This window comes from Luteimicrobium sp. DT211, from assembly GCF_049844995.1.
Classification (GTDB): Bacteria; Actinomycetota; Actinomycetes; order Actinomycetales; family Cellulomonadaceae; genus Luteimicrobium.
In genome coordinates, this window is record NZ_JBNCMC010000002.1 from 151,458 (window position 1) to 175,903 (window position 24,446).

Consider the following 24,446-nt stretch of genomic DNA (forward strand, 5'->3'; position numbering starts at 1 on the left):
CGTCCGGGCGAACAGCAGGCTCCGTACGGCGAACGTTCGGTGTCCGTCCAGCGCGCGTCCGGTCGGGGCGTCACAGGAGCTCCTCCTCGAGCAGCGCTCGGGCGTCGAGGACGCTCGCCCGGCGCACGAGGAGGGGGCCCGCGAGGGCCGAGGGGACGCCGATCCCGAGGCAGCCCGCGAGGCCGAGACGGAACGCGGTAACGGACGCCGGCGTGACCCGCGGGGTGGTCGTCCCGGCCCCGGCGGCCGCGGCGCGGGGGCCGCCCGCGCGTGCCCCGGTCGCGCCGTCGGGGTCGGGCGCCGACCCGCCGGCCGCGGTGGGCGCCCCGCCCGTGGTCCCGATGCCGGCGCCCGTGCCGGTGCCGGGCGACGACTCGCCGCCGCCCGCGCCGCCCCCGTCGTCCGACCCGCCGGGGGTGCTCGTGCCGGTCCCGCCGGAGCCGTCGCCCGACCCCGTGCCGGTCCCGCCCGAGCCGTGGTCCGAGCCCGCGCCGCCGCGGCACAGCGCGGCGGTGCTCGTCGCGGAGCCCAGCGTCGACGCCAGGTCCTGGGTCCGCTTCGCGTCGGCCGCGTCCAGGGGTACGTAGCCCCGGGGCAGCCGGCCCTGGGCGTCGCCGGTGACCTGGCCCGTCGTCGTCGCGAGCCGGAGGAACGTCGCGTAGTCGCGCCGCTCGTCGGGCGTGGCGAGGCAGACCGCGACGGCCGCGTAGCTGACCGTCGCGAGCGGGTACGCGCCGAGGACGCGGTGGTCCGGGTCGGCGACCTTGACGCCCGGGGCGTCGCCCGACTCGGGCATCGCGGCGATCGCCGCCCGCACCGTCGTGGCCGTCGCCGCGACCGGGTCGCCGGCCGCGTTGACGAGCTGCGCCGTGCGCAGCCCGTACCGCTCGGCCGAGCTGAGGTCCGTGAGGGCGAGCTCGAACCGCTGGCCCGGCAGCTGCGCGCCCGACGACATGAACGCCGGCGGCAGCCGGGTGGGGTCCCAGACCGTCTTGCCCCCCGCGTCGGCCCGCTGGGCGCGCATCGCCGCCTCGCGCATGTCGTTGGTGTACGGGCGCATGTCGAGCGTCCCGTAGCCCGGCGCGGGCACCGAGTCGTCCTGGCGGTACGTGGTGAGGTCGGCCTTGGGGTAGGAGTCGATCGACGCGTCGTCCGCGATGTCGAGGGACAGGTAGCTCGGGTTCACGACCATGCCCCAGTCGTCGGGGCTTCCCCGCAGGAACGCCGCCGCGTGCGGGTCGGCCTTGATCCACGCCCAGAGCTGAGCCGAGGCGTCGGACGAGCCCAGGCTCACCATCAGCCCGTCCGGCCCCGACGACGGCACGAAGTCGGCGAACTGGGGGTTGAGGGCGACGAACTCGGGGTCGTTGACGATCGACCTCGGGTTCTTCGCGACGGCCTTGCCGCCCCCGCCGGGGACGTCGGCGCGGTACGACTGCGTGAGGAGCTTCGCCAGCAGCCGGGCGTTCAGGGTCAGACCGGTGACCGGGGTGCCGTTGCGCGATGCGCCCGCGCTCCCGAGCGAGTCGTAGGTGTCGATGTTGTACGCGACGACGAGCGCCGACTGGGCGAGCGGCGCGTACCGGACGACCGTGCCGGCGGCCTCGGCCGAGGTCAGCGGGTTCTGCACGACCGCGAGCCGCGAGGAGCCGTCGATCGCGCTCGTGATCTGGTTACGGCCCTCGTCGTCGCCGATCTGCGAGAAGCCGTAGGTCGTGCCGGTGGTGCACAGAGCCGGCTGCCAGGACGTGATCGCGTCGGCGACGAGCTCGTGCCCCACGAGCCGCTCCTCGTCGGCGCCGATGGAGCACGACGACCCGACGGGCTGGAAGCCGAGGTGGAACTGGACCCTGTCCCGCCACGCGGACGCCGACAGCGGCGAGCCGGACAGCGACCCGTCGGCCGTCTCGGCGACGGGCGTGCCGTCCGCGTCCGTGGCGGTCCGCGGCACGACGACGAGCCAGCAGGACCGGCCCGTGCCGTCCTTCTGCCGGTCGCCGCAGCCGAGCTGCGGGGCCTCGAGCGAGGTCTGCGTCGTGAAGACCGTCGTGCCGGTCCCGTCGTCGCCCGTGCGGAGCGCGGTGAGCTCGTTCGTCGTCGCGGAGGTGAAGTACGGCGACACGTCCCAGGCCCTCGTCCCGTCCACCGGCTCGAACGGGACGGCGTAGGCCTTGAGGTTCGGGTTCGTGAGCGGCGGCGGGACGAGGTAGTCGCTCGTGTACTGCTGCGCCGGGTCCTCGCCCGACCGCAGCGTGCGCCCGGCGACGCGGTCGCCGAGCAGGCCCGACAGCCCCGACGCCGGCGCGCCCCACTGGCACTGCTCCGGCGACGGCCCGCCCGAACCACCCCAGCACTGCATGACCTGCAGGTAGTTCGACGCGAACCGGCCCCGCGACGTCGCGGGCGCGCCGCTCCACGCGATCGTGAGGCCCTGGTTGGTGACGTCCTTCGTCTGGTTCACGGTGACGGTGAGGCCGCGCAGCGCGTCGTAGGACGCGTCCGACGCGTCGTGCCCGGCGACGGACGACCACGCGACGGTCGTCGTCGACGACGTCGCCGGGAAGTCGTCCGGCAGGCTCGCCGCCGGGCCGGTCGCCGTCGGCGTCGGGGTCGGCGTCTCGGTGGGTGCGGGCGTGGCGGTGGGCGTCACCGTCGGTTCCGGGGTGCTCGTCGGCTCGGAGCCGTCCGGGGCGGACGGGTCCGCAGAGGGTGTCGCGCCCGCGACGGGGGTGCCCGTCGTCCGGGCCGCCGGCTGGGTCGCGGTGGCGGTGGCGCCGTCGGTCGGCGTCGCGGCGGCCGCGGCGACGGCGAGCACCCCGGAGAGCGTCGTCAGGGCGAGGCCGCCGGCGGCCAGCGCCGTCCCGACCCGGCGCAGCGTCGAGGACCTCATGCCTTCGCCCCCCGCCGGGCCGCGGCGCCTCGCCGGGCCCGCGCCACGACGGGCGGCAGGAGGAGCGCGCCGAGCAGCAGGGCGATCCCGAGGCCCGTCGCGAGTGCGCGGCCGCCCGACGCAGCCGGCCGGTGCGTGCTGACAGGCTCGGCGACGACGTTCGTGCAGACGCCGGTGTCGGCCTCGCAGCTCACGGGCCCGCCTCCGTAGTCGGCGGGGACGAGGCTCGTCGTGCCGCCCGCGGCGCCGACGACCGCGCCGGAGGCGCCCGCGGCCCCGACACCACCGGTGCCCGTGCCCGCGGCACCGGTGCCGGTCGTGGCGCCCCTCCGGTCGCGGCACCCGTGCGGTTCGAGCCGCGGGGCCCCGTGCCTGCCCCGCCGACGCCGGCCCCGCCGACGGCCCCGGCGGCAGCACCACCGCCCCCGCCGGCGGAGGCGGCGCCGGTCGTGCCCTTCCCGGTCCCGCCGCTCGTCGTGCCCGACGTCGAGCCGCCCCCCTTGCCCGTCGTGGGCGTCGTCGTGCCCTTGGCGCCGCCCGTGCCGGTGCTGCACTGGGTGGTGCCGAGCTTGTCGCACGCCGAGGGCATCGGTGCCTTCTTGGCGAGGGTGTTCGTGCCGTCGGTCGAGAACGTGGGGTTGTGGCAGGACCTGATGTCGACCGACTTCACGTCGACGCCGGGGATCTTGCGCACCTGCGCGAGTCCCGCCCGGACCAGGTTGATCGGCAGCGGCGAGTACCCGAGCACCTCTGCCTGCTGCTGCCCCTCGCACAGGAAGTAGTACGCGAACGCGCCCAGCGTCTTGCCCTTGGCGTCGGTGAAGCCGCTCTGGTCGGCGGTCGGCACGACCACGTAGCTGTACGACGACAGCGGGTACGTGCGCGGGTCCTTGCTCGTGTACACGCGGGACAGGTCCTGCGTGAGGTACGACGACGAGCCCGTGTCCTCGTTGATCCGCGCGGACAGGAGCCCCACGGCGACGTTCGACGCGGTCGGCTCCACGTAGTAGCCCGCCGTGTTGAGGATCTTGGCGACCGGGTAGCCCGTCTTGAGCGCGTACGAGTACTCGACGTACGTGATGGTGCCCTGGTTGGCGGTCTGCGCGACGTAGCCGGCGACGCCCTGCGAGTTCGGCTGGGAGACGAAGCCCTTGCCCGCGACCGTGGGGAAGTTCGACGTCACGCCGCACGGGGTCGAGCGGCCCGCCGCCCGGCAGTAGGCGTCCCACAGGTCGGCGTGCTGCGCCGCCATCCAGGTGCTGAACTGGGCGGTCGAGCCGGAGCCGTCGGACCGGACCACCGGGACGATCTGGCGTGCCGGGAGGGCGAGGCCCGGGTTGTCGGCCGCGATGGCCTTGTCGTTCCAGCGCGTGACGACACCCGTGAAGATCTTGGTCAGCACCTCGCCTGACAGCCGCAGGTTCGTGACCCGGTGCCCGCCGACCTGCAGGTTGTACATGAAGGCGGTGCCTCCGGCGACGATCGGCATGTACGCGAAGGAGCGCGTCGGCAGCGTGTCGACGACGCCGCCGTCCATGAGCCCGTAGGGGATCTCGGTGCTCGCGAAGTCGACCGTGCCGGCCTTGAACTGGTTGCGGCCGTCCGACGAGCCGGTGCTCGCGTAGTTGATGCGCATGCCGTACTGCTCGACGTTGCGCCGCCACTGGTCGATGGCGTTCGAGCTCCACGACGAGCCGGCGCCGTTGACGGGCACGTAGCCGTCGGCCCGGGCGGGCCCCGCGGACAGGCCGACGAGGGGCACCGCGAGCGCGACGAGCGCGAGGAGCGAGCGCAGCCGGCCTGGCCGGCGGCGGGGACGTGGGGTCACGAAGGCTCTCCGAGGGTGGGTGCCGGGGCCGCTGTCGCGGCCTCCGTGCCGGTGGTGTCGGTGGGGGAGTCGGGTGCGGCGCCGCGGCGCGCGAGCCGGCTCAGCGCGAGCGGCGCGAGCCGGACGACGTCCATGAACCGGTCGATGCGCTCGGCGCGACGGGCGCGTGCCGCGACGTCCTGGGCACCGATGACGCGGGCAAGGACGAACAGGAGCACGACGAGGACCATGAGGACCGCGGCCGTGCCGAAGCCGCGGGCGATCATGGTGGGCTCCGGCGACTTGACGAACTGGAAGATCGCGAGCGGCAGCGAGACCATCGGACCGTGCAGCGGGTTGACGTTGAGCGACGCGGTGAACCCGGAGGTGAGGAGCACGGGGGACGTCTCGCCGATCCCCCGCGCGGTCGCGAGGATGATCGCCGTCATGAGCCCCGAGCGCGCCGTCGGCAGGACGACCTGCCACACGGTCCGCCACTGGCCGGCACCCAGCCCGACGGACGCCTCCTTGAGGGTGTGCGGGACGAGCCGCAGGACGACGTCCGCGGAGCGGATCATGATCGGCAGCATCATGATGCTGATGGCCATCGACGCGGCGAGCCCGGACTTGTCGATGCCGAGCGCGAGGATCGCCGTCGCGTACACGAACAGGCCGGCCACGATCGACGGCAGTGCGGTCATCGCCTCGACGACCGTGCGCACGAACCGCGCGAACGCCCCGGGCACCTCGGTGAGGAAGACGGCGGTCGCGAGGCCCAGGGGGACGGTGACGGCGAGGGCGATCGTGATCTGGATCAGGCTGCCGACGATCGCGTGCGCGACGCCGCCCACCGACAGGGGGTCGAGCGGCCCGGCCAGGGACATGTCCTGCGTGTAGAAGTTCGCGTGCAGGAGCGCCTCGAGCCCGCGCCCGAGCGTGAACACGACGACGAACACGAGCGTCGCGAGCACGACGAAGGCCAGGCCGTGGACGACGACCATGACGAGCCGGTCACGCACCGCGGGGGCGTCGGCGTCGAGCGAGACGACCGCGGCGTACACGACCAGGAAGAGCGCCGTGGCGACGGCGACGCACGCGGGGACGCCGCGCACGGGCGCGAGCTGCGTCGCGATGACGGCGGTCAGGGCGAGCGCCGCGACGGCGGAGCCGAGGAGCGCGAGCGCGTCCCCGATCCGGGTGCCGCCGAGCTGGCGCCGCCGCTCGGGACGGCGCGGGGTGCCCTGGGTGCCGGGGACCGTCGTGCGGGGGCCGGTCGTCGGCGGCGGTGCGGGCGTGTCGACGACGCCGGACGACGCCGGGGGGAGGGTGGTGGTCATCGGGTCCTCAGCTGTGGGCGCCGGAGCGGGAGCGCGCCACGATGCTCGACGCGCCGAAGTTGACCGCGAGGGTCAGGAGGAAGAGCGCGAGCCCGGCCGCCATGAGGGCCGACATCCCGAACGGCGACGCCTCCCCGTAGCGCAGCGCGATGAGGGACGACACGGAGTTCGCGCCGTTCTGGAGCACGTGCCACTGCACCGTGAAGACGGGCGAGATGATCATGTAGATCGCGATGGTCTCGCCGAGCGCGCGGCCGAGGCCCAGCATGGTCCCGCCGACGATCCCCCCGACGCCGTACGGCAGGACGACCGAGCGGACCATGCCCCACCGGGTCGAGCCGAGCGCCAGCGCGCCCTCGCGCTCGCCCACGGGCGCCTGCATGAACACCTCGCGCATGATCGACGTCATGATCGGCGTGATCATGAACGCCACGACGAGCCCGGCGACGAAGGTCGAGGACGTGTAGAGGGTCACGGGGGACAGCGGGTCGGCGGGGTCGGCCCCCTGGACGCTGAGCGGCGGGAACCACGCGAAGACCGTCGAGATCCACCGAGCCACGTCGGTGAGGTGGCCCTGCAGGTAGAACACGCCCCAGAGGCCGAAGACGACCGACGGCACGGCCGCCATGAGGTCGACGAGCGTGACGAGCCCCCGGCGAAGGCGGACGGGGGCGTACTCGCTGATGTACAGGCTCGTGCCGAGGGAGAGCGGCAGCGCGACCGAGACCGCCACGAGGGCGATCAGCACCGTGCCCACGAGCACCGCCGCGATGCCGAAGCTGCCCGAGTCGGGCTCCCAGGACTGCGTCGTCAGGAAGCCGAGCCCGGCCACGCGCAGCGCCTGCCAGGCCCGCACGAGCAGAAAGATGCCGACGCACGACATGATCGCGAGGACGAGCACGCCTCCGCCTCGTACGGCTCCGCGGAAGACGCGGTCGGACGGGGCTCGGCGCGTGCCGAGCCGTCTCGGGACGTCCGGTGGGGTCACAGGTCCTCCGTGCGCAGGCAGCCTCGCCGGGACGTCCGGCCGAGCGGGTCGGGCGCAGGACGCGCGCCGGACGGGAGGATCGTGCAGGTCACGGACGACGCTGGGGGTCCCGGCAGGGGGCCGACGGCTGAAGGATCGGTGAACGGACGGCCGCGCGGAGCCCGCGTCGTCGCGGGCGAGGTGCGGCCGCCGGGCGGGGCGGGAAGGGAGGAGTGCCCCGGGTGGGATTCGAACCCACACTGGATCGGGTTTGAGCCGAACGCCTCTGCCGGTTGGGCTACCGGGGCATGGGAGCAATCGAACCATACGGCCCGTCCGGGCGCGGAATCCGTCCGACGCCGTCGCACGTCACACTCGGTCGCCGGACGCCAGGGGTTCGGGCGCACTACGATGTGACGGTGACCCAGAACGACGCCCCCGACAACGACGCCACCCCGCTCGAGCTCCCCCCGCTGCTGGAGCCCGAGCCCACCCCCGCCAAGCCCTCCGGACCCGTCCGACGCGCCGTCGTCGCCGAGGACGAGGCCCTGATCCGCATGGACGTCGTCGAGACGCTCCGCGACGGCGGCTTCGACGTGGTCGGCGAGGCCGGTGACGGCGAGACCGCGGTCCGCCTCGCCGACGAGCTGCGGCCCGACGTCGTGGTGATGGACGTCAAGATGCCCGAGCTCGACGGCATCTCCGCGGCCGAGCGCATCGGCAAGGCGCGCAGCGCGCCCGTCGTGCTCCTGACGGCGTTCTCGCAGCGCGAGCTCGTCGAGCGGGCCCGGGACGCGGGTGCCATGGCGTACGTCGTGAAGCCGTTCACGCCGGCCGACCTGCTGCCCGCGGTCGAGATCGCGATCTCCCGCTACACGCAGATCAGCGCGCTCGAGTCGGAGGTCGCCGACCTCGCCGAGCGGTTCGAGACGCGCAAGCGCGTCGACCGGGCGAAGGGCCTGCTCATGACGAAGATGGGCCTGACGGAGCCGGAGTCCTTCCGCTGGATCCAGAAGACCTCGATGGACCGGCGCCTCACCATGCGCGAGGTCGCCGACGCGGTCATCGAGCAGGTCGGCAGCTGAGACGGAGCGCGTCGCCGCCCTCCCGCGAGCGGGCCGGCGCCGGCAGACCCCCTCTTGGACGAGTGTCCTAAAAGGGCTAGGGTGTCGAGCGTCGCGCGCCGCGGGTCAGTCCCGCAGCAGGGGGCCGGGCGACGGAGCAGCCTGTTCCACCGACGAGGGAGGTCCCACGTGCGCGTCGCGGTCGAGGTGAGGCCGGCGGTCCCGGCCGACCTGGCGGAGCTGGCCGACGTGTGCGCGCTCGCGCGCGAGGAGTCGTCTGCCGGCGTGCAGCTCTGCGCCCCGGAGCCCGGCAAGATCGCTGAGCAGCTCGGGGTCCTGCTGAGCGTGCCGGGCGGGCACGCGCTCGTCGCCCGGGTCGACGGCCGGGTCGCGGGGTTTGTCCTCGCGCGGACGCTGGGCAGCAACGACTTCCTGCCCAAGACCGTCCTCTACCTCGAGGGCCTCTACGTGCGCACCGAGGTCCGCCGGCGGGGGGTCGGGCACGCACTCCTCGCCGCGACGGCCGAGCTCGCGACCGACCAGGGCGCCACGGACGTGTACGCGGTGCCGATCCCGGGCTCGCGGGGCGTGCAGCGCTTCCTCGCGCGCGTGGGATTCGCCCCCGCCGCCACGCACCGCTACGTGTCGACGAACGTGCTGCAGCGCCGCCTGGCCTCCGAGGCCCACGGCCAGCGGCACCGCGGCCGGGCCGGCAGCCTCGAGGAGCTCATCGCGCGGCGGCGCCGCAGCCGTGGGGGCGCGCCGACCGGCTCGGTCGACCTCGGCGCCGTGCGCGGCCGCCTCGAGGACGGCGCGAGCACGCAGCGCCTCGTCGGCTGAGCCGACCGCTCAGCGCGGGTCGAGGATCAGGCAGGTCAGCCGCACGGTGCTGATCCGCCGGTCGTCCCCGTCGCTCACCACGATCTCGTAGCTCGCGGTCGTGCGACCCAGGTGGATCGCGGTCGCTACCCCCGTCACGACTCCCTCGCGCGCCGAGCGGTGGTGCGTCGCGCCCAGCTCCAGCCCGACGACGTGCCGGTCCAGCCCGCCGTGCACCCACGCGGCGATCGATCCGAGGGTCTCGCCGAGCGCCGCGGTCGCGCCCCCGTGGAGCAGCCCCGCGGGCTGGGTGTTGCCCGCGACGGGCATGGTGCCGACGGCGCGGCGCGGGCCGACCTCCAGCAGCTCGATGCCGAGCCGGTCGATGAGCGTCCCCTGCGAGTGCTCGCGCCACCACTGCAGGTCCGGGATGTGGGTCATGACCGATAGGTTGGCACCCGTGAGCACGACTGCGCTAACCGCCGACCGCACGTCCCGCCCCCGACTCCTCCTGATCGACGGGCACTCGATGGCGTTCCGGGCGTTCTTCGCCCTGCCCGACACGATGGTGACGACGACCGGCGAGGTCACGAACGCCGTCTACGGCTTCACGTCGATGCTCACCAACCTGCTCCGCGACGAGCAGCCCACGCACGCGGCCGTCGCCTTCGACGCGGGCCGCCAGACGTTCCGCACCGAGCGCTACCCGGAGTACAAGGGCACCCGGTCAGCGACGCCGGAGGCGTTCCGCGGCCAGGTGCCGCTCATCAAGGAGGTCCTGGCGGCGCTCCAGGTGCCCACGCTGGACCGGGTGGGCATCGAGGCGGACGACATCCTGGCCACGCTCGCCGGGCAGGCCGAGGCCGCCGGGATGGACGTGCTGATCTGCTCCGGGGACCGCGACTCGCTCCAGCTCGTGACGGAGCACGTCACGGTGCTCTACCCCGTGCGCGGGGTCTCCGAGCTCGCCCGGATGACGCCGGACTCCGTGCTCGAGAAGTACGGCGTCTCGCCGGAGCGCTACCCCGACCTCGCGGCGCTCGTCGGCGAGACGAGCGACAACCTGCCCGGGGTCCCGGGCGTGGGGCCGGGCGTGGCCGCGAAGTGGATCGGCCAGTACGGCTCGCTCGACGCGCTGCTCGACCAGCAGGACTCCGTCACCGGCAAGCGGGGCGAGGCGCTGCGCGAGCACGCCGGGCAGGTGCGGCTCAACCGCGAGCTCAACGCCCTGCTGCGGGACGTGGAGCTGCCGTACGGGCCGGACGACCTGGCGCTGCGCGGCTTCGACCGGGACGCGCTCTTCCGGGTTGCCGACGCCCTGCAGTTCGGCCCCCTGCGCGAGCGCGTCCTCGCGGTCGACCCCGCCGCCGACGTCGCGGAGACCGTCGCCGCGCAGGCCGCGGTCGCCGTCACGCTCGACGAGCTGGGCGAGGACGGGCCCGGCCCGTGGCTCGCCGAGCGCGCGGGCCGGCGCCTGGGCCTCGTCGTCGAGGGCAAGCCGTCACCGTCCGCGGCGGACGCGTGGGCCGTGGCCGTCGCGGACGACGCGGGGGCCGCCTTCGCGCTCGACCTCGCCGACCTCGCCCCCCGCGCGGAGGAGGCGCTCGTCGCCTGGCTGGCGGACCCGTCCGCGCCCAAGGTGCTGCACGGCGCCAAGGACGCCTGGCACGAGCTCGCCGCGCGCGGCTACGAGCTGCGCGGCGTCACGTTCGACACCGAGCTCGCGGCGTACCTGTGCTACCCCGACCAGCGCGGCTACGACCTCGGCGAGCTCGTCGAGCGGCTGCTGCACCGTGCGCTCGTCGCCGCGGAGCCCGAGGCGCAGGGCACCCTCGACCTGGAGCTCGACGAGGCGGGCGAGGGGTCGCGCTCCGCGACCCGGGCGGCCGCCGTCGTCGAGCTCGCCCAGGTGCTCGAGGAGGAGGTCGCCGACCGCGGGGCCGCGGCGTTGCTGGCCGACGTCGAGATCCCCCTGTCCGACGTGCTGGCGCACATGGAGCAGCGCGGCATCGCCGCCGACGTGCCGTACCTGACGGAGCTCGAGGAGCAGTTCGGGACGCAGGTCGCGCGGGAGGCCCAGGAGGCGTACGACGCGATCGGCCGCGAGGTGAACCTGGGCTCGCCCAAGCAGCTCCAGGAGGTGCTGTTCGACCAGCTCGCGATGCCCAAGACCAAGAAGATCAAGACGGGGTACACGACCGACGCCGCGGCCCTCGCCGACCTGTACGAGCGCACGGGCCACCCGTTCCTCGAGCACCTGCTCGCGCACCGTGACGTCACGCGCCTGCGTCAGACGGTCGAGGGCCTGCTCAAGTCGGTGGCGCCCGACGGGCGCATCCACACGACGTTCCAGCAGACGATCGCCGCGACCGGCCGGCTCAGCTCGACCGACCCCAACCTGCAGAACATCCCGATCCGCACCGAGGAGGGTCGTCGGATCCGCCGGGCCTTCGTCGTGGGCGAGGGCTACGAGCAGCTCCTGACGGCCGACTACAGCCAGATCGAGATGCGGATCATGGCCCACCTGTCGGGCGACGAGGGCCTCGTTGACGCGTTCCGCTCGGGGGAGGACCTCCACCGGTACGTGGGGTCGCGCGTCTTCGAGGTCGCGCCCGCCGACGTCACGCCGGCGATGCGCTCCAAGATCAAGGCGATGAGCTACGGGCTCGCGTACGGGCTGTCGTCGTACGGGCTCTCGAAGCAGCTGAGCATCGAGGTCGGCGAGGCGCAGGGGCTCATGGACGACTACTTCTCGCGGTTCGGCGGGGTGCGCGACTACCTGTCGGGCGTCGTCGACGAGGCGCGGGCGACCGGCTACACGGCCACGATCTTCGGCCGCCGCCGCTACCTGCCGGACCTCACGAGCGACAACCGGCAGCGCCGCGACATGGCCGAGCGCATGGCCCTCAACGCGCCGATCCAGGGGAGCGCAGCCGACCTCATCAAGATCGCGATGCTCGGGGTCGAGCGCGAGCTCACCGAGCGCGGGCTGCGGTCGCGGCTGCTCCTGCAGGTCCACGACGAGCTCGTCCTGGAGGTCGCGGCGGGGGAGCGGGACGAGGTCGAGGCACTCGTCCGCGCCCAGATGGGCGGCGCCGCGGACCTCTCGGTCCCGCTCGACGTGTCCGTCGGCGTCGGGCGCAGCTGGCACGACGCCGGGCACTGACCGGCCCGTCGCCCGCGGGCTCGGGCCGTGAGCGCGCGCTCAGGGCCGGTGCGTGACGAACACGGCGGTCCCGGGCAGGTACGCCCCGCGCACCGGTCCCCACCCGCCCCACACGTTCGCGTTGTCGGCCGGCCACTCCGGCTCGACGACGTCGTCCACCACGAGTCCCGAGGCGACGACGTCGCGCACGTGGTCGCCCACCGTCCGGTGGTACTCGGCGTAGAGCACGCGCCCGTCCTCGGCGGTCTCCACGTAGGGACGCCGGTCGAAGTAGGACCGCGTCACGGTGAGGCCGTGCTCGGTCGGGTCGTCGGGGAAGGCCCAGCGCAGCGGGTGGGTCACCGAGAAGACCCAGCGTCCGCCGGGGCGGACCACGCGGGCGGCCTCGCGGTGGACGCGTGCGGCGTCGGGGAGGAACGGGAGCGCCCCGAACGCGGTGAAGACGGCGTCGAAGCTCGCGTCGGCGAACGGCAGCGCCCGCGCGTCCGCCTGGACCAGCGGGAGGCGGACCCCGGCCGCGCGGTCGAGGGCCGCGCCGCGCGCGAGCATGCCGTGCGACACGTCGGTGGCGACGGCGCGGGCGCCGGCTCCGACGAGCCAGCGCGAGCACTGGGCGGCGCCGGCGCCGACCTCGAGGACGTCCCGCCCGACGACGTCGCCGAGCAGCCGCGCGTCCGCCTCGCGCAGGCCCTCGGGACCCCAGAGGAAGTCGGCGTCGCCGAGGAAGGCTCCGTGCTCCGCGAGGTACTCGGGCGCCTCGGCGTCCCACCAGGCGCGGGCCGCCGTGCCGCCCGCCTCGTCCGGAACGTCCCGGTAGCCGACCGCGGACACCGGGGGCAGGCCGGGCGCGTCGGAGGGTGGTCGGCGGGCGCCGTCGTCGGGGTTGGTCACGTGCTTTGACCTTTCCATGACCGCACGACTAGCATGGTCTGCGGTGTGTTCTGTCGGGAGGTACTCGACTTCCACTCGACGTCGTCGAGTCGATCGGGTCGATCGTCCGGCGTGCCGTGGTCGTCACTGCTTCACCGCCGTGGTCGCCAGGGTCGCACCGCATCGCTGTCACATCGCCGTCACCGTACCCCGGCGGTCGTCGTCCTCGACGTCGTCGCCGGTCCCGCGGTGCAGTCGCCTCCCGGGGTGACCATCCATCCTGTCCGCACTACGTCCTGTCCGCATCGGAGCATCGAACTCAATGACCATCTCCACCCCCGCGAAGTCCGTTCCCCAGGTTGCCGTCAACGACATCGGCACCGAAGAGGACTTCCTCGCCGCCGTCGACGCCACCATCCGTTACTTCAACGACGGTGACATCGTCGAGGGCACCATCGTCAAGGTGGACCGCGACGAGGTCCTCCTCGACATCGGCTACAAGACCGAGGGCGTCATCCCCTCGCGCGAGCTGTCCATCAAGCACGACGTCGACCCGTCCGAGGTCGTCGGCGTCGGCGACCAGGTCGAGGCCCTGGTCCTCCAGAAGGAGGACAAGGAAGGCCGCCTGATCCTGTCCAAGAAGCGCGCCCAGTACGAGCGCGCCTGGGGCACGATCGAGAAGATCAAGGAGGAGGACGGCGTCGTCACCGGCACCGTCATCGAGGTCGTCAAGGGTGGCCTCATCCTCGACATCGGTCTGCGCGGCTTCCTCCCCGCCTCGCTCGTGGAGATGCGTCGTGTCCGCGACCTCGCGCCGTACGTCGGCAAGGAGATCGAGGCCAAGATCATCGAGCTCGACAAGAACCGCAACAACGTCGTCCTCTCGCGCCGCGCCTGGCTCGAGCAGACGCAGTCCGAGGTGCGCTCGACCTTCCTGCAGACGCTGCAGAAGGGCCAGGTCCGCCCGGGTGTGGTCTCGTCGATCGTCAACTTCGGTGCGTTCGTGGACCTCGGCGGCGTCGACGGTCTCGTGCACGTCTCGGAGCTGTCCTGGAAGCACATCGACCACCCGTCCGAGGTCGTCGAGGTCGGCCAGGAGGTCACGGTCGAGGTGCTCGACGTCGACTTCGACCGCGAGCGCGTCTCGCTGTCGCTGAAGGCGACGCAGGAGGACCCGTGGCAGACGTTCGCCCGGACCCACGCGATCGGTCAGGTCGTGCCGGGCAAGGTCACCAAGCTCGTCCCGTTCGGTGCGTTCGTGCGCGTCGAGGACGGCATCGAGGGCCTCGTGCACATCTCCGAGCTCGCGCAGCGTCACGTCGACCTGCCCGAGCAGGTCGTCAACGTCGGTGACGACGTGTTCGTCAAGGTCATCGACATCGACCTCGAGCGTCGCCGCATCTCGCTGTCGCTCAAGCAGGCGAACGACGGCGTGGACCTGGAGTCCGAGGACTTCGACCCCGCCCTCTACGGCATGGCCGCCGAGTACGACGACCAGGGGAACTACAAGTACCCCGAGGGCTTCGACCCGGAGACCAACGAGTGGCTCGAGGGCTTCGAGACGCAGCGCGAGGCCTGGGAGACGCAGTACGCCAAGGCGCACGAGCTGTGGGAGGCGCACCGTCACCAGGTCGCGGAGGCCGCCAAGGCCGACGCCGAGGCCACCACGGGCGACTCGGGCTCCTCTTCGTCTTCGTCGTCGTCGTCCTCGTCCTCCTCGTACTCGTCGTCGGCTCCCGAGCCCGCGGCGGGCACGCTCGCCTCGGACGAGGCGCTGGCCGCGCTCCGCGAGAAGCTCACCGGCAACTGATCACGGCAGGCCGCCGGCGCGCGTCGCCGGCGGCCTCCCGCGACACCACGAAGGGCCCGGCGGGCCGTCAGGACCCGTACACGGGAGCGTCGTTCTGACGATCGGCGCGACGGCGTGAGCTGTCAGAACGACGTACCGGTATCCGGGCGTCACGTTCTGACAGCCGCGTGGTCGACGTCAGGCGACCTCGTCCAGCGCGCTCGCGCCCGCGACGCGCTCGGCGTCAGGGCCGTCGGCGAACTGGGTGTGGTAGAGCTCCGCGTACAGGCCGCCGGCGGCGAGCAGCTCGGCGTGCGTGCCCTGCTGGACGACGCGGCCGGCGTCGAGCACGACGATGAGGTCCGCGTCGCGGATGGTCGAGAGCCGGTGGGCGATCACGAGCGCGGTGCTCGAGGCGAGGGCCTCGTCGAGCGCGGCCTGGACGGCGGCCTCGGACTCGGAGTCGAGGTGCGCGGTGGCCTCGTCGAGCACGACGAACGCCGGCTCCTTGAGCAGCATGCGCGCGATGGCGAGGCGCTGACGCTCGCCGCCGGAGAGCCGGTAGCCCCGGTCGCCTACGACGGTCTCGAGCCCGGACGGCAGCGAGCGGACGAGGTCGGCGACGTGCGCGCGCTCGAGCGCCCGCCACAGCTCGGCGTCGTTCGCGTCGGGCCGCGCGTAGCGCAGGTTCGCGGCGATCGAGTCGTGGAAGAGGTGGGCCTCCTGCGTGACCACGCCGACGGCGTCGTGCAGGGACTGCTGCGTGACGTCGCGCAGGTCGGTCCCGGCGACCCGGACGGCGCCGCCGGTCGGGTCGTACATCCGGGTCGCGAGCTGCGACACGGTCGTCTTGCCGGCGCCCGACGGCCCGACGAGCGCGACGGTGGCGCCGGTGGGCACCGTGAAGGTGACGTCGACGAGGGTGTCGTGCGTCGGGTCGTTGGTGAGCGCGGCGACCGACTCGAGCGAGGCGAGCGAGACGTCGGTGGCGCTGGGGTAGCGGAACGAGACGTGGTCGAGCTCGACGGTGGCGCCGTGCCGGGCGAGGTCGTCGGCGAGGTCGTGCGCGCCGGGGGCGTCGTCGACCATGGGCTCGAGGTCCAGCACCTCGAGGACGCGCTCGAACGAGACGAGCGCGGTCATCACGTCGACCTGGACGTTGGACATCGCGGTGATCGGCCCGTACAGGCGGCCGAGGTACGCGGTGAGGGCGACGACCATGCCGACGGTCAGCGACCCGCCGATCGCCATCAGCCCGCCGGCGCCGTAGACGATCGCGACGCCGACCGCTGCCACGGCCGTGAGGCCGGCGCGGAAGTAGACGCCGAGGACGGCGGTGCGGACCCCGATGTCGCGCACGCGTCCCGCCTTCTCGGCGAAGTCGGCGGACTCGAGCTCGGGCCGCCCGAAGACCTTGACGAGGTGCGCGCCCGCGACGTTGAAGCGCTCCTGCATCATCTGGGCGGCGTCGGCGTTCAGCCCGTAGCTCTCGCGCGTGAGGCCGGCGAGGCGACGGCCGACCCAGCGCGCGGGCAGCACGAACACGGGCAGCAGGACGAGCGACACGAGCGTGAGCTGCCACGACATGGAGAGCATCGCCGCGAGCACGAAGACGATCGTGAGGGCGTTGCTGACGACGTTGGAGAGCGTCGAGGTGAAGGCCTGCTGCGCGCCGAGCACGTCGCCGTTGAGGCGCTGGACGAGCGCGCCGGTGCGGGCGCGGGAGAAGAACGCGAGCGGCATCCGCTGGACGTGGTCGAAGACCTGCGTGCGCAGGTCGAGGATGAGGCCCTCGCCGATCCGGGAGGAGATCCACCGCTCGGCGACGGTGAGGGCCGCCGAGACGAGCGCGAGGCCGGCGAGCAGCGCGGCGAGCGTGACCACGAGGCGCCGGTCGCCGGTCGCGATGCCGTCGTCGATGAGGTGGCTCACGAGCAGGGGGCTCGCCGCACCGGTCGCGGCGTCGACGGCGAGCAGCCCGACGAAGCCCGTGAGCGCCCGGCGGTAGGGGTGGGCGAAGGCGAGGATGCGGCGGAGCGTGCCGCGGTGGAGCCGCTGCTGGGCGACCGACGAGTCCTGGACGAAGGACCGCATGCCGCGGCCGCCGCCGCGCGCAGGTCCGCCATGGGGTCCGAATGCCATAGGTGATCTCCGGGGTACGAGAGGAAGGGGAGTGATAGTGAGCATAGCTCACTATCGGTTACGACACAAGGTTCGGTAGACTCGGGCCATGACCACGACGCCGTCCCGCACGACGACGCACCCGGCCGCCGCTCCCGAGGTGCCCACGGGCGGCGACTTCGTCGCCGTCCTGCACGCCGCGATGCGTGCGGTCCGCCGGGAGGCGGAGGCCCAGCTCGGCGAGGACGCCGTCGCGCCCGGCCAGCTCCGGCTCCTGCGCATGCTGGACCGCGCCGGCGGAGTGCAGCGCCCGAGCGCCCTCGCCGAGACGCTCGACGTCAGCCCCCGCTCCGTCACCTCCAAGGTCGACGCGGCGGAGCGCGACGGCTACGTCGTCCGGCACCCGGACCCCAGCGACCGCCGCGCCACGCTGGTCGAGCTCACCGAGCACGGCCGGGCCGTCCTCGTGCGGGTCGGGAACCTGCGGGCCACCGGGGCCGGGGGCCTGCTCGAGCGGCTGACGCCGGCCGAGCAGCAGGAGCTCGTCCGCCTGCTGCGGCGCGTCGCCGGCCCGGCCGGAGGGGCCGACAGCACGCACCCCTGAACCGCCGCTGGCAGGATGGGGGCATGTTCCGCGTCGGCCTCACCGGTGGCATCGCATCCGGCAAGTCCGTGGCACTGGCTCGCTTCGCCGAGCTCGGTGCCGTGACCATCGACCACGACGGGCTCGCGCGCGAGGTCGTCGAGCCCGGGACGGTCGGGCTCGAGCGCGTCACCGACGCCTTCGGGACCGAGGTGCTCGCCGCGGACGGCTCCCTCGACCGCGCGGCCCTCGCGGCGATCGTCTTCGCCGAGCCGGCGCGCCGCGAGCAGCTCAACGCGATCGTGCACCCCGAGATCCGGCGCTGCGCCGCCGAGCGGGAGGCGCGGGCGGCTGCCGCCGACGCGGACGTCGTCGTCGTGCACGACATCCCCCTGCTGGTCGAGACGGGGCAGGCGGACGCGTTCGGGCTCCTGGTCGTGGTGGACGCACCCCGGGACCTCCGGCTCGCCCGGATGGTCGAGGAGCGCGGGCTGAGCGTGTCCGAGGCGGAGGCCCGGCTCGCCGCCCAGGCGCCCGACGCGGAGCGGGTGGCCGCGGCCGACGTCGTCCTCGACGGGTCGCAGGACCCCGACGCCCTGCGGGCCCAGGTGGACGCGCTGTGGCCCTCGCTGGTGCGCGAGGCGCGCGACGAGGACGAGTCCGCCGGATGAGGGCGGAGGCCCCGCTCGTCCTGCTCACCGGGTTCGAGCCGTTCGGCGGCGCGGACACCAACCCGTCGTGGGAGGTGGCGTCGCGCGTGGCCGCGCGGTGGTCGGGCCGGGGCGTCGTCCAAGCGCGGCGCATCCCCGTGACCTTCGACGGCGGCCCGCGCGCGGTGCTCGACGCCGTCGTCGAGGTCCGCCCGGACGCCGTCGTCATGTTCGGCCTGCACGGCGGCGCGCACGAGCTGCGCCTCGAGCGCGTGGCCGTCAACGTCGCCGACGCGCGCATCCCCGACAACGCCGGGGCGCAGCCCGTCGACGAGCCCGTCGTGGTCGGCGGTCCCGTCGGCCACTGGTCGACGCTCCCGCTCCGCGCGGCGCTCGACGCCGTAGGGACGACGGGCGTCCCGGCGGCGCTGTCGCCGTCGGCGGGGACCTACGTGTGCAACGCGACGTTCTACGCCGTCCAGGACGCCCTCGCGCGCGGCGGCGGGCCCGCGGTCTCGGGCTTCGTGCACGTCCCGCCCGTGGCGGGCGAGCGTGTCACCGACGACGACGGCGTGGCGGCGGCCGGCTCGCCCGGCCTCCCGCTCGACGACCTCGTGCGCGGGGCAGAGGCCGTGGTCGGTGCCGTGGTCGCTGCGCTGGTCGCGGCGCCGCCGGTCGACGACGCGGCCTGACCCGCGCCCCGGTCAGCTCCGACGGCGCCGGGCTATCAGGACCGCGGCGAGCCCGAGAGCCACCAGGAAACCGCCGACCGCCGCGATCGTCAGGGCGTCGAACCCCGTGACGGCAAGTCCGCCGCCGCTCGTGGCGGAGGCCGTCGGCGCGGGCACGGCCGGGGTGGACGACGCCGGCGACGTGGGTGCGGACGTGGTCGGTGCGGGGGTGGTGGTCGTGGGGCTCGGGGTGGGGGTCGGGGTGCTCGCGTCGAACGTGTTGGTGACCGTCACGAGGGCGGTCTGCGCCGGGTCGGCGCTCCCGATCGTGACCTCCGCCGGGCTGACCGACGCGGTCCAGGTGCCGGCCGGGTCGTCGACGGTCGGCTCCGAGATCGTGCACTCCGTGCCGACCGGGAAGCCCGTGATCGGGTCGGACTCGTCGCCCGCGTGCAGCGTGACGGTGCCCGAGGACCGCCCGTCGGCGTTCGGCCGGTCGCACGACCAGTCGACGGTGAACTCGTCGACGCTCGCGCCGCCGTCGCCCTCGACGACCTTCTCCACCAGGAACCCGCCGACCGTGCTCGTGAAGGTGTTCGTCACCGTGACCACCCGGGCGGCCGACGTGCCCTCGGTGATGACGAAGTCGCCGGCCGGCGCGATCGAGGACTCCCAGGTGCCGTTGTCGTCCGTCGGGGCGTCCTCGGCGACGGAGCACGTCGTGCCCGTGGGGAACCCGTCGACCGCCAGGGTCCCGCCGTCGTGCAGGGACCAGGTGCCCGCGCTGTCGCCTGCCGCGTCCGGCGCGTCGCAGGTCCACGTGCCGGTGAAGGTCGTCGTCGAGGCGCCGTGGTCGCCGGCGACCTCCTTCTCGATCGTGAACCCGCCCACCGCGTGCGTGAACGTGTTGGTGACCGTGACGACCTGGGCGGTGCCGTCGTCCTGCGCGATGGTGACGGTACCCGGGTCGACGACGGGCGCGGCCCAGGTGCCGTTGTCGTCGGCGGGTGTGGTCTCGGCGACCGTGCACGTGGTGCCCACGGGGAAGCCGGTGACGACCTCCGATTCCCCGTCGCCGACCGTCACGGTCCCCGAGTCGTCGCCGTCGGCGTTCGGGGCGTCGCAGGACCAGGCGACGTCGAAGGACGTGGTGGACGCGCCCGTGTCGCCGGTCACAGCCTTCTCGATGGTGAACCCGCCGCGCTGCAGCGTCGCCTCGTTGGTGACGGTCACGGCCTGCACGGTGTCCTCCGCGCCGATGGTGACCGGGTTCGGCGCCAGGGTGGGCGTGCCCCAGTCCACCCCGTCCACGTCGGGGAGCGTGGGCTCCGACAGGGTCACGACGTCGCCCTCCTGCAGGTCGCTCGGCCCGGTGACGGGCGTGCCGTCCGCGAGCACCTCCAGGTCGCCCTCCCGCCCGAGGTCCGGGCTGTCGGACGGGCCTGTGACCGTCCAGTGGACGGTGAACGCCGTGCCGTCCGGGACGCGGTCCGCGCCGTCGCCGGAGAGTGCCTTCCGCACGGTGAACGTGCCGGGGGTGGGGGCGGCGCAGCCGAGAGCGCCCGTGAACGGGTACGCGTGCAGCTCGTCGCCGTTCGTGCCGGCCGCTGCACCGCTGTGCGTGAGGTCGCCGGGCGTGTAGATGCGGCCGTTCGATCCGGAGAAGCCGACGGTGAGGTGGGACGCGGGGTCGCCGACGAGGACCGAGCCGGGGAACTGCGTGGCGCCGCCGAGCGTGACGTCGGTCGAGAACGGGTAGTTCCAGAGGATCGCGTTGCCGTGCTCGAGCGCCAGCGCCTTGAGGTCGTCGGTCTCGCCGCTGCCCCAGTAGACGTCCCCGACGAACTGGCTCACGGCGCCCGTCGCGAGCGTGTTGATGAGGACGGTCGCGCCGGCCTTGACGCCGTCGATGTGGAAGTGGGCGTCCTGCGCCGCGGTACCGACCGTCGCGGGGAGCTGGAACTCGACGACGTCGCCGGCGCCGGTGCTGGTCAGGGTGTAGGCCGTCGCACCGCCCTCGGTACCGGTGGTGACCGTGCCGTGCTCGAGAGCGAGGGTGCCGCCCTCGTTCCGGATCGAGGTCGCGCTCGTGTCGGTGCTGAGTTCGGCGTAGCACTGCTGGGAGTAGCGGGCCATCTTGCCGGCGGAGCCGAAGAGGTCGGTGTAGTGGTCGTCGGCGAGCACGCTCGTGTCGCTGTCGATGACGTTCTGCTGGTCGACGGCGGGAGGCGACTGGTTGGCGGAGTCGATGTCGCCGAGCCGCCCGAACCCGGGGTTGCTCGCCTCGCTGTACGAGGGGTCGCGGAAGTTCCAGGTCCCTCCGACGTGGATGTCGCCGAACCGGCTGGTCCCGTCGCCGGTCGTGAGCCCGATGCCGACGGTCGCGGGGTTGCCCCCGGCCTGGGGGTCGAGGCTCGGGTTCACGACCGTGCCGTCCCCGCCGACGATCAGCATGTCGGCGCGGTGGGCGGGGACCACGCCGGTCCCGCCGCCGGCCACGCCCACGTTGTAGGACTTGTCGAACAGCGCGTCGCCGTTCACGACGAGCAGCCCCTCGGTCTCCGCCGAGCCGAGGCCCGCCGTGAAGTCGCCGCCGACGATGACGCTCGGGCCGTCGTCGGTGCCGGGGAAGGACCCGACGATCGACCCCGGCGGAATGAGCCAGCCCTGGCAGCTGTCGGTCGCGTCAGGATCGGGGACGCACGGGCCCCAGGAGCCGGGGGTGTCGCCTCCCGCCGCGGGGCCGGGCAGGATGCCGCTCGCCGGTGGGAGCAGGTCCGCCGGGGCGGCGTCGGCGGCAGGCGTCGTCGTCACGACCGCGACGGCTCCTCCCAGTGCCAGTGCCAGGGCCAGCGCCGCCCCCGCCGCCGCCCTGCGGCGCAGTGCCTCTCGCATCATGGGGACCCCCGTCCAGCTCGCCCCCGCGCCTCGACTGCGTCAACTGTGGCGTACCGAGGCGGACCGCGCATGTCGGACGGCGGCCCGCGTGGGTGGCGCCGAGCTGCCGCGACCGTGTGCGTCGAGGACGGCCTCGGTCGCGCCCCGCGATGTGGGAGGCCCGACCTAGGCTGGTCGCATGCGCCCCGTCACCGATCTCCAGCGCGCCGCCGCCCCGTTCGAGGTGGTGTCCGAGTACACGCCGTCGGGCGACCAGCCGACGGCCATCGCGGACCTCACCCAGCGCCTGCAGGCGGGGGAGAAGGACGTCGTCCTCCTCGGCGCCACGGGAACCGGCAAGTCCGCGACGACGGCGTGGCTGATCGAGCAGGTGCAACGGCCCACGCTCGTCATGGCGCCCAACAAGACGCTCGCCGCGCAGCTCGCCACGGAGTTCCGCGAGCTGTTGCCCAACAACGCGGTCGAGTACTTCGTGTCGTACTACGACTACTACCAGCCCGAGGCGTACATCGCGCAGACGGACACCTACATCGAGAAGGACAGCTCGATCAACGACGAGGTGGAGCGGCTCCGCCACTCGGCGACGAGCTCGCTCCTGACCCGGCGGGACGTCGTCGTCGTGGCCTCGGTGTCGTGCATCTACGGCCTCGGCACGCCGCAGGAGTACGTGGACCGCATGGTCCGCCTCGACGTCGGCGACCAGGTCGAGCGGGACCAGCTGCTGCGCCAGTTCGTCACCATGCAGTACACGCGCAACGACATGGCGTTCACGCGCGGGACGTTCCGTGTCCGCGGCGACACGGTCGAGATCATCCCCGTGTACGAGGAGCTCGCGATCCGCATCGAGTTCTTCGGCGACGAGATCGAGTCGATCCAGCTGCTGCACCCGATGACGGGCGACGTCATCCGCGCGGAGCAGAGCACCTACATCTTCCCGGCGACGCACTACGTCGCCGGGCCGGAGCGCATGGAGCGCGCCATCGGCTCGATCGAGTCGGAGCTCGCCGACCGGCTCGACGAGCTCGAGCGGCAGAACAAGCTGCTCGAGGCGCAGCGCCTGCGCATGCGCACCACGTACGACATCGAGATGATGCGCCAGATCGGCACCTGCTCCGGCATCGAGAACTACTCGCGGCACATCGACGGCCGCACCCCCGGGTCGCCGCCCAACACGCTGCTCGACTACTTCCCCGAGGACTTCCTCCTCGTCATCGACGAGTCCCACGTGACCGTCCCGCAGATCGGCGCCATGTACGAGGGTGACATGTCGCGCAAGCGGAACCTCGTCGACTTCGGTTTCCGGCTGCCGTCGGCGATGGACAACCGACCGCTGCGGTGGGAGGAGTTCGTCGACCGGATCGGGCAGACGGTGTACCTCTCCGCGACGCCGGGCTCGTACGAGCTGTCGATGTCCGACGGCGTCGTCGAGCAGATCATCCGCCCGACGGGCCTCGTCGACCCCGAGGTCGTCGTCAAGCCCACCAAGGGCCAGATCGACGACCTGCTCGGCGAGATCCGCGACCGGGTGGAGAAGGACGAGCGCGTGCTCGTCACGACCCTCACCAAGAAGATGGCCGAGGACCTCACCGACTACCTGCTCGACAAGGACGTCCGGGTCCGCTACCTGCACTCCGAGGTCGACACCCTCCGCCGCGTCGAGCTGCTGCGCGAGCTGCGCCTGGGCCAGTACGACGTCCTGGTCGGCATCAACCTGCTGCGCGAGGGCCTCGACCTGCCCGAGGTGTCGCTCGTCGCGATCCTCGACGCCGACAAGGAGGGCTTCCTCCGCTCCGGGACGTCGCTCATCCAGACCATCGGGCGCGCGGCCCGCAACGTGTCGGGCCAGGTCCACATGTACGCGGACCGGATCACCGACGCGATGGCGCTCGCGATCGACGAGACGACCCGGCGCCGCGCCAAGCAGGTCTCGTACAACGAGGAGCACGGCATCGACCCGACGCCGCTGCGCAAGAAGATCGCGGACGTCACCGACATGCTCGCGCGGGAGGACCTCGACACCGACGAGCTGCTGTCCACGGGCTACCGCGGCGCCGGCAAGGGGCGCAAGAACGGCGGCCAGGACGCGGCGGCGCCCGTCAAGGAGGGCGTGGGTGGGAACCGGCTCGCGGCGGCCGCCGCCGGCGACCTGGCGGGCCTCATCCAGGAGCTCACCGACCAGATGCACTCGGCCGCGGGTGAGCTGCAGTTCGAGCTGGCCGCGAGGCTCCGCGACGAGATCTCCGACCTGAAGAAGGAGCTCCGCCAGCTCCACGCCGCGACGGCGTAGCGGACGACGGCGACCGGTCCGCAACCCGTCGGCCGGCGGACCACCAGGCAGGGAGCAGCGATGGCGTACAGCGTGCAGGTCACGTTCGACGCGCACGACCCCCAGGGGTTGGCGCGGTTCTGGATCGAGGCGCTCGGCTACGTGGTCCCGCCGCCACCCGGCGACTTCGGGAGCTGGGACGAAGCCCTGGACGCGTGGGGCGTCCCCGCGGACGAGCGGGACCGCGCGTTCGCGCTCGTCGACCCGGACGGCGCCGGGCCCCGGCTGTTCTTCCAGAAGGTCCCCGAGCCCAAGACCGCGAAGAACCGCGTCCACCTCGACGTCAACGTGGGAGCCCGCGCCGGCGGGGACGCCGACGCGGCGCGCGCCGCCGTGCGTGCGCACGCCACCAGGCTCGAGGCCCTGGGCGCGGAGCGCGTGCGCGAGGTCGGCCCCGACGAGACGACCGGCGAGTTCTGGATCGTCATGCGCGACCCCGAGGGCAACGAGCTCTGCGTGCAGTGAGACACCGGTCCGTGCGGCGGGTG

The 24,446-nt window shown here is 73.5% G+C and carries 18 protein-coding genes and 1 tRNA gene; 9 read left to right on the forward strand and 10 right to left on the reverse strand.

The window, feature by feature from the left end; genetic code table 11:
- Positions 1-70: 70 nt before the first annotated feature.
- The 6 genes from ACLQ14_RS04860 to ACLQ14_RS04885 all read right to left on the reverse strand — a co-directional run bounded on the left by ACLQ14_RS04860 (position 71) and on the right by ACLQ14_RS04885 (position 7,309).
- On the reverse strand, positions 71-2,890 hold the full coding sequence (locus tag ACLQ14_RS04860; protein WP_425810464.1) for a hypothetical protein: 2,820 nt from the start codon (positions 2,888-2,890) through the stop codon (positions 71-73).
- Positions 2,887-3,084 carry a hypothetical protein gene (locus ACLQ14_RS04865; RefSeq protein WP_425810468.1) on the reverse strand — a complete coding sequence of 66 codons (198 nt, stop codon included), beginning with the start codon at positions 3,082-3,084 and terminating at the stop codon, positions 2,887-2,889. The genes ACLQ14_RS04860 and ACLQ14_RS04865 overlap by 4 nt, the downstream gene beginning before the upstream one ends.
- The gene (gene pstS / locus ACLQ14_RS04870; RefSeq protein WP_425810470.1) at positions 3,081-4,718 is read right to left on the reverse strand and encodes a phosphate ABC transporter substrate-binding protein PstS; all 1,638 of its coding nucleotides are present in this window, start codon (positions 4,716-4,718) and stop codon (positions 3,081-3,083) included. The genes ACLQ14_RS04865 and pstS overlap by 4 nt, the downstream gene beginning before the upstream one ends.
- Positions 4,715-6,034, reverse strand: coding sequence for a phosphate ABC transporter permease PstA (gene pstA / locus ACLQ14_RS04875; protein WP_425810472.1), 1,320 nt, complete (start codon positions 6,032-6,034; stop codon positions 4,715-4,717). Before pstA ends, pstS begins: the two co-directional genes overlap by 4 nt.
- A 7-nt stretch (positions 6,035-6,041) precedes the next feature.
- Positions 6,042-7,022: a phosphate ABC transporter permease subunit PstC gene (pstC, locus tag ACLQ14_RS04880; protein ID WP_425810474.1), complete on the reverse strand. Its 981-nt coding sequence runs from the start codon at positions 7,020-7,022 to the stop codon at positions 6,042-6,044.
- A 213-nt stretch (positions 7,023-7,235) separates the two neighbouring features.
- Positions 7,236-7,309, reverse strand: a tRNA-Leu gene (locus ACLQ14_RS04885).
- Positions 7,310-7,474: 165 nt separating this feature from the next.
- Between ACLQ14_RS04885 and ACLQ14_RS04890 the strand changes: the two genes are divergently transcribed.
- Both ACLQ14_RS04890 and ACLQ14_RS04895 read left to right on the forward strand, forming a co-directional pair.
- Positions 7,475-8,086 (forward strand): ANTAR domain-containing response regulator, encoded by a 612-nt coding sequence (locus ACLQ14_RS04890; protein WP_425811629.1) that lies wholly within the window; start codon positions 7,475-7,477, stop codon positions 8,084-8,086.
- 168 nt (positions 8,087-8,254) lie between these two features.
- Positions 8,255-8,905 carry a GNAT family N-acetyltransferase gene (locus tag ACLQ14_RS04895; protein ID WP_425810476.1) on the forward strand — a complete coding sequence of 217 codons (651 nt, stop codon included), beginning with the start codon at positions 8,255-8,257 and terminating at the stop codon, positions 8,903-8,905.
- Between the two features lie 9 nt (positions 8,906-8,914).
- On the opposite strand, the gene ACLQ14_RS04900 is transcribed toward ACLQ14_RS04895, so the two are convergent.
- Positions 8,915-9,325 (reverse strand): PaaI family thioesterase, encoded by a 411-nt coding sequence (locus tag ACLQ14_RS04900; protein ID WP_425810478.1) that lies wholly within the window; start codon positions 9,323-9,325, stop codon positions 8,915-8,917.
- On the opposite strand from ACLQ14_RS04900, the gene polA reads away from it, so the two are divergent.
- Complete coding sequence (gene polA, locus ACLQ14_RS04905) at positions 9,324-12,050, forward strand: DNA polymerase I (RefSeq protein ID WP_425810480.1); 2,727 nt, start codon at positions 9,324-9,326, stop codon at positions 12,048-12,050. The genes ACLQ14_RS04900 and polA overlap by 2 nt on opposite strands.
- 39 nt (positions 12,051-12,089) lie before the next feature.
- On the opposite strand, the gene ACLQ14_RS04910 is transcribed toward polA, so the two are convergent.
- The gene (locus ACLQ14_RS04910; RefSeq protein ID WP_425810482.1) at positions 12,090-12,941 is read right to left on the reverse strand and encodes a class I SAM-dependent methyltransferase; all 852 of its coding nucleotides are present in this window, start codon (positions 12,939-12,941) and stop codon (positions 12,090-12,092) included.
- A gap of 301 nt (positions 12,942-13,242) precedes the next feature.
- Between ACLQ14_RS04910 and rpsA the strand changes: the two genes are divergently transcribed.
- The gene (gene rpsA / locus ACLQ14_RS04915) at positions 13,243-14,730 is read left to right on the forward strand and encodes a 30S ribosomal protein S1 (RefSeq protein ID WP_425810484.1); all 1,488 of its coding nucleotides are present in this window, start codon (positions 13,243-13,245) and stop codon (positions 14,728-14,730) included.
- 177 nt (positions 14,731-14,907) lie between these two features.
- On the opposite strand, the gene ACLQ14_RS04920 is transcribed toward rpsA, so the two are convergent.
- The gene (locus ACLQ14_RS04920; RefSeq protein ID WP_425810486.1) at positions 14,908-16,803 is read right to left on the reverse strand and encodes an ABC transporter ATP-binding protein; all 1,896 of its coding nucleotides are present in this window, start codon (positions 16,801-16,803) and stop codon (positions 14,908-14,910) included.
- Positions 16,804-16,939: 136 nt separating this feature from the next.
- Here ACLQ14_RS04920 and ACLQ14_RS04925 point away from each other — a divergent pair, with 136 nt between their 5' ends.
- From ACLQ14_RS04925 to ACLQ14_RS04935, 3 genes are read left to right on the forward strand one after another with little or no spacing between them, the layout of a single operon-like run.
- Positions 16,940-17,434: a MarR family winged helix-turn-helix transcriptional regulator gene (locus tag ACLQ14_RS04925; protein ID WP_425810488.1), complete on the forward strand. Its 495-nt coding sequence runs from the start codon at positions 16,940-16,942 to the stop codon at positions 17,432-17,434.
- Between the two features lie 23 nt (positions 17,435-17,457).
- Positions 17,458-18,084, forward strand: coding sequence for a dephospho-CoA kinase (gene coaE, locus ACLQ14_RS04930; RefSeq protein ID WP_425810490.1), 627 nt, complete (start codon positions 17,458-17,460; stop codon positions 18,082-18,084).
- Positions 18,081-18,755, forward strand: a complete 675-nt coding sequence (locus ACLQ14_RS04935; protein WP_425810492.1) for a pyroglutamyl-peptidase I — start codon at positions 18,081-18,083, stop codon at positions 18,753-18,755. The genes coaE and ACLQ14_RS04935 overlap by 4 nt, the downstream gene beginning before the upstream one ends.
- 12 nt (positions 18,756-18,767) lie before the next feature.
- Here ACLQ14_RS04935 and ACLQ14_RS04940 read toward each other — a convergent pair whose 3' ends face one another.
- A complete protein-coding gene (locus ACLQ14_RS04940) occupies positions 18,768-21,632 on the reverse strand; it encodes a DUF5979 domain-containing protein (protein WP_425810494.1) in 2,865 nt (954 codons plus the stop codon).
- 178 nt (positions 21,633-21,810) lie between these two features.
- Here ACLQ14_RS04940 and uvrB point away from each other — a divergent pair, with 178 nt between their 5' ends.
- Positions 21,811-23,919: an excinuclease ABC subunit UvrB gene (uvrB, locus tag ACLQ14_RS04945; protein ID WP_425810496.1), complete on the forward strand. Its 2,109-nt coding sequence runs from the start codon at positions 21,811-21,813 to the stop codon at positions 23,917-23,919.
- A gap of 60 nt (positions 23,920-23,979) precedes the next feature.
- A complete protein-coding gene (locus tag ACLQ14_RS04950) occupies positions 23,980-24,423 on the forward strand; it encodes a VOC family protein (protein ID WP_425810498.1) in 444 nt (147 codons plus the stop codon).
- The last annotated feature ends 23 nt before the right edge of the window (positions 24,424-24,446 follow it).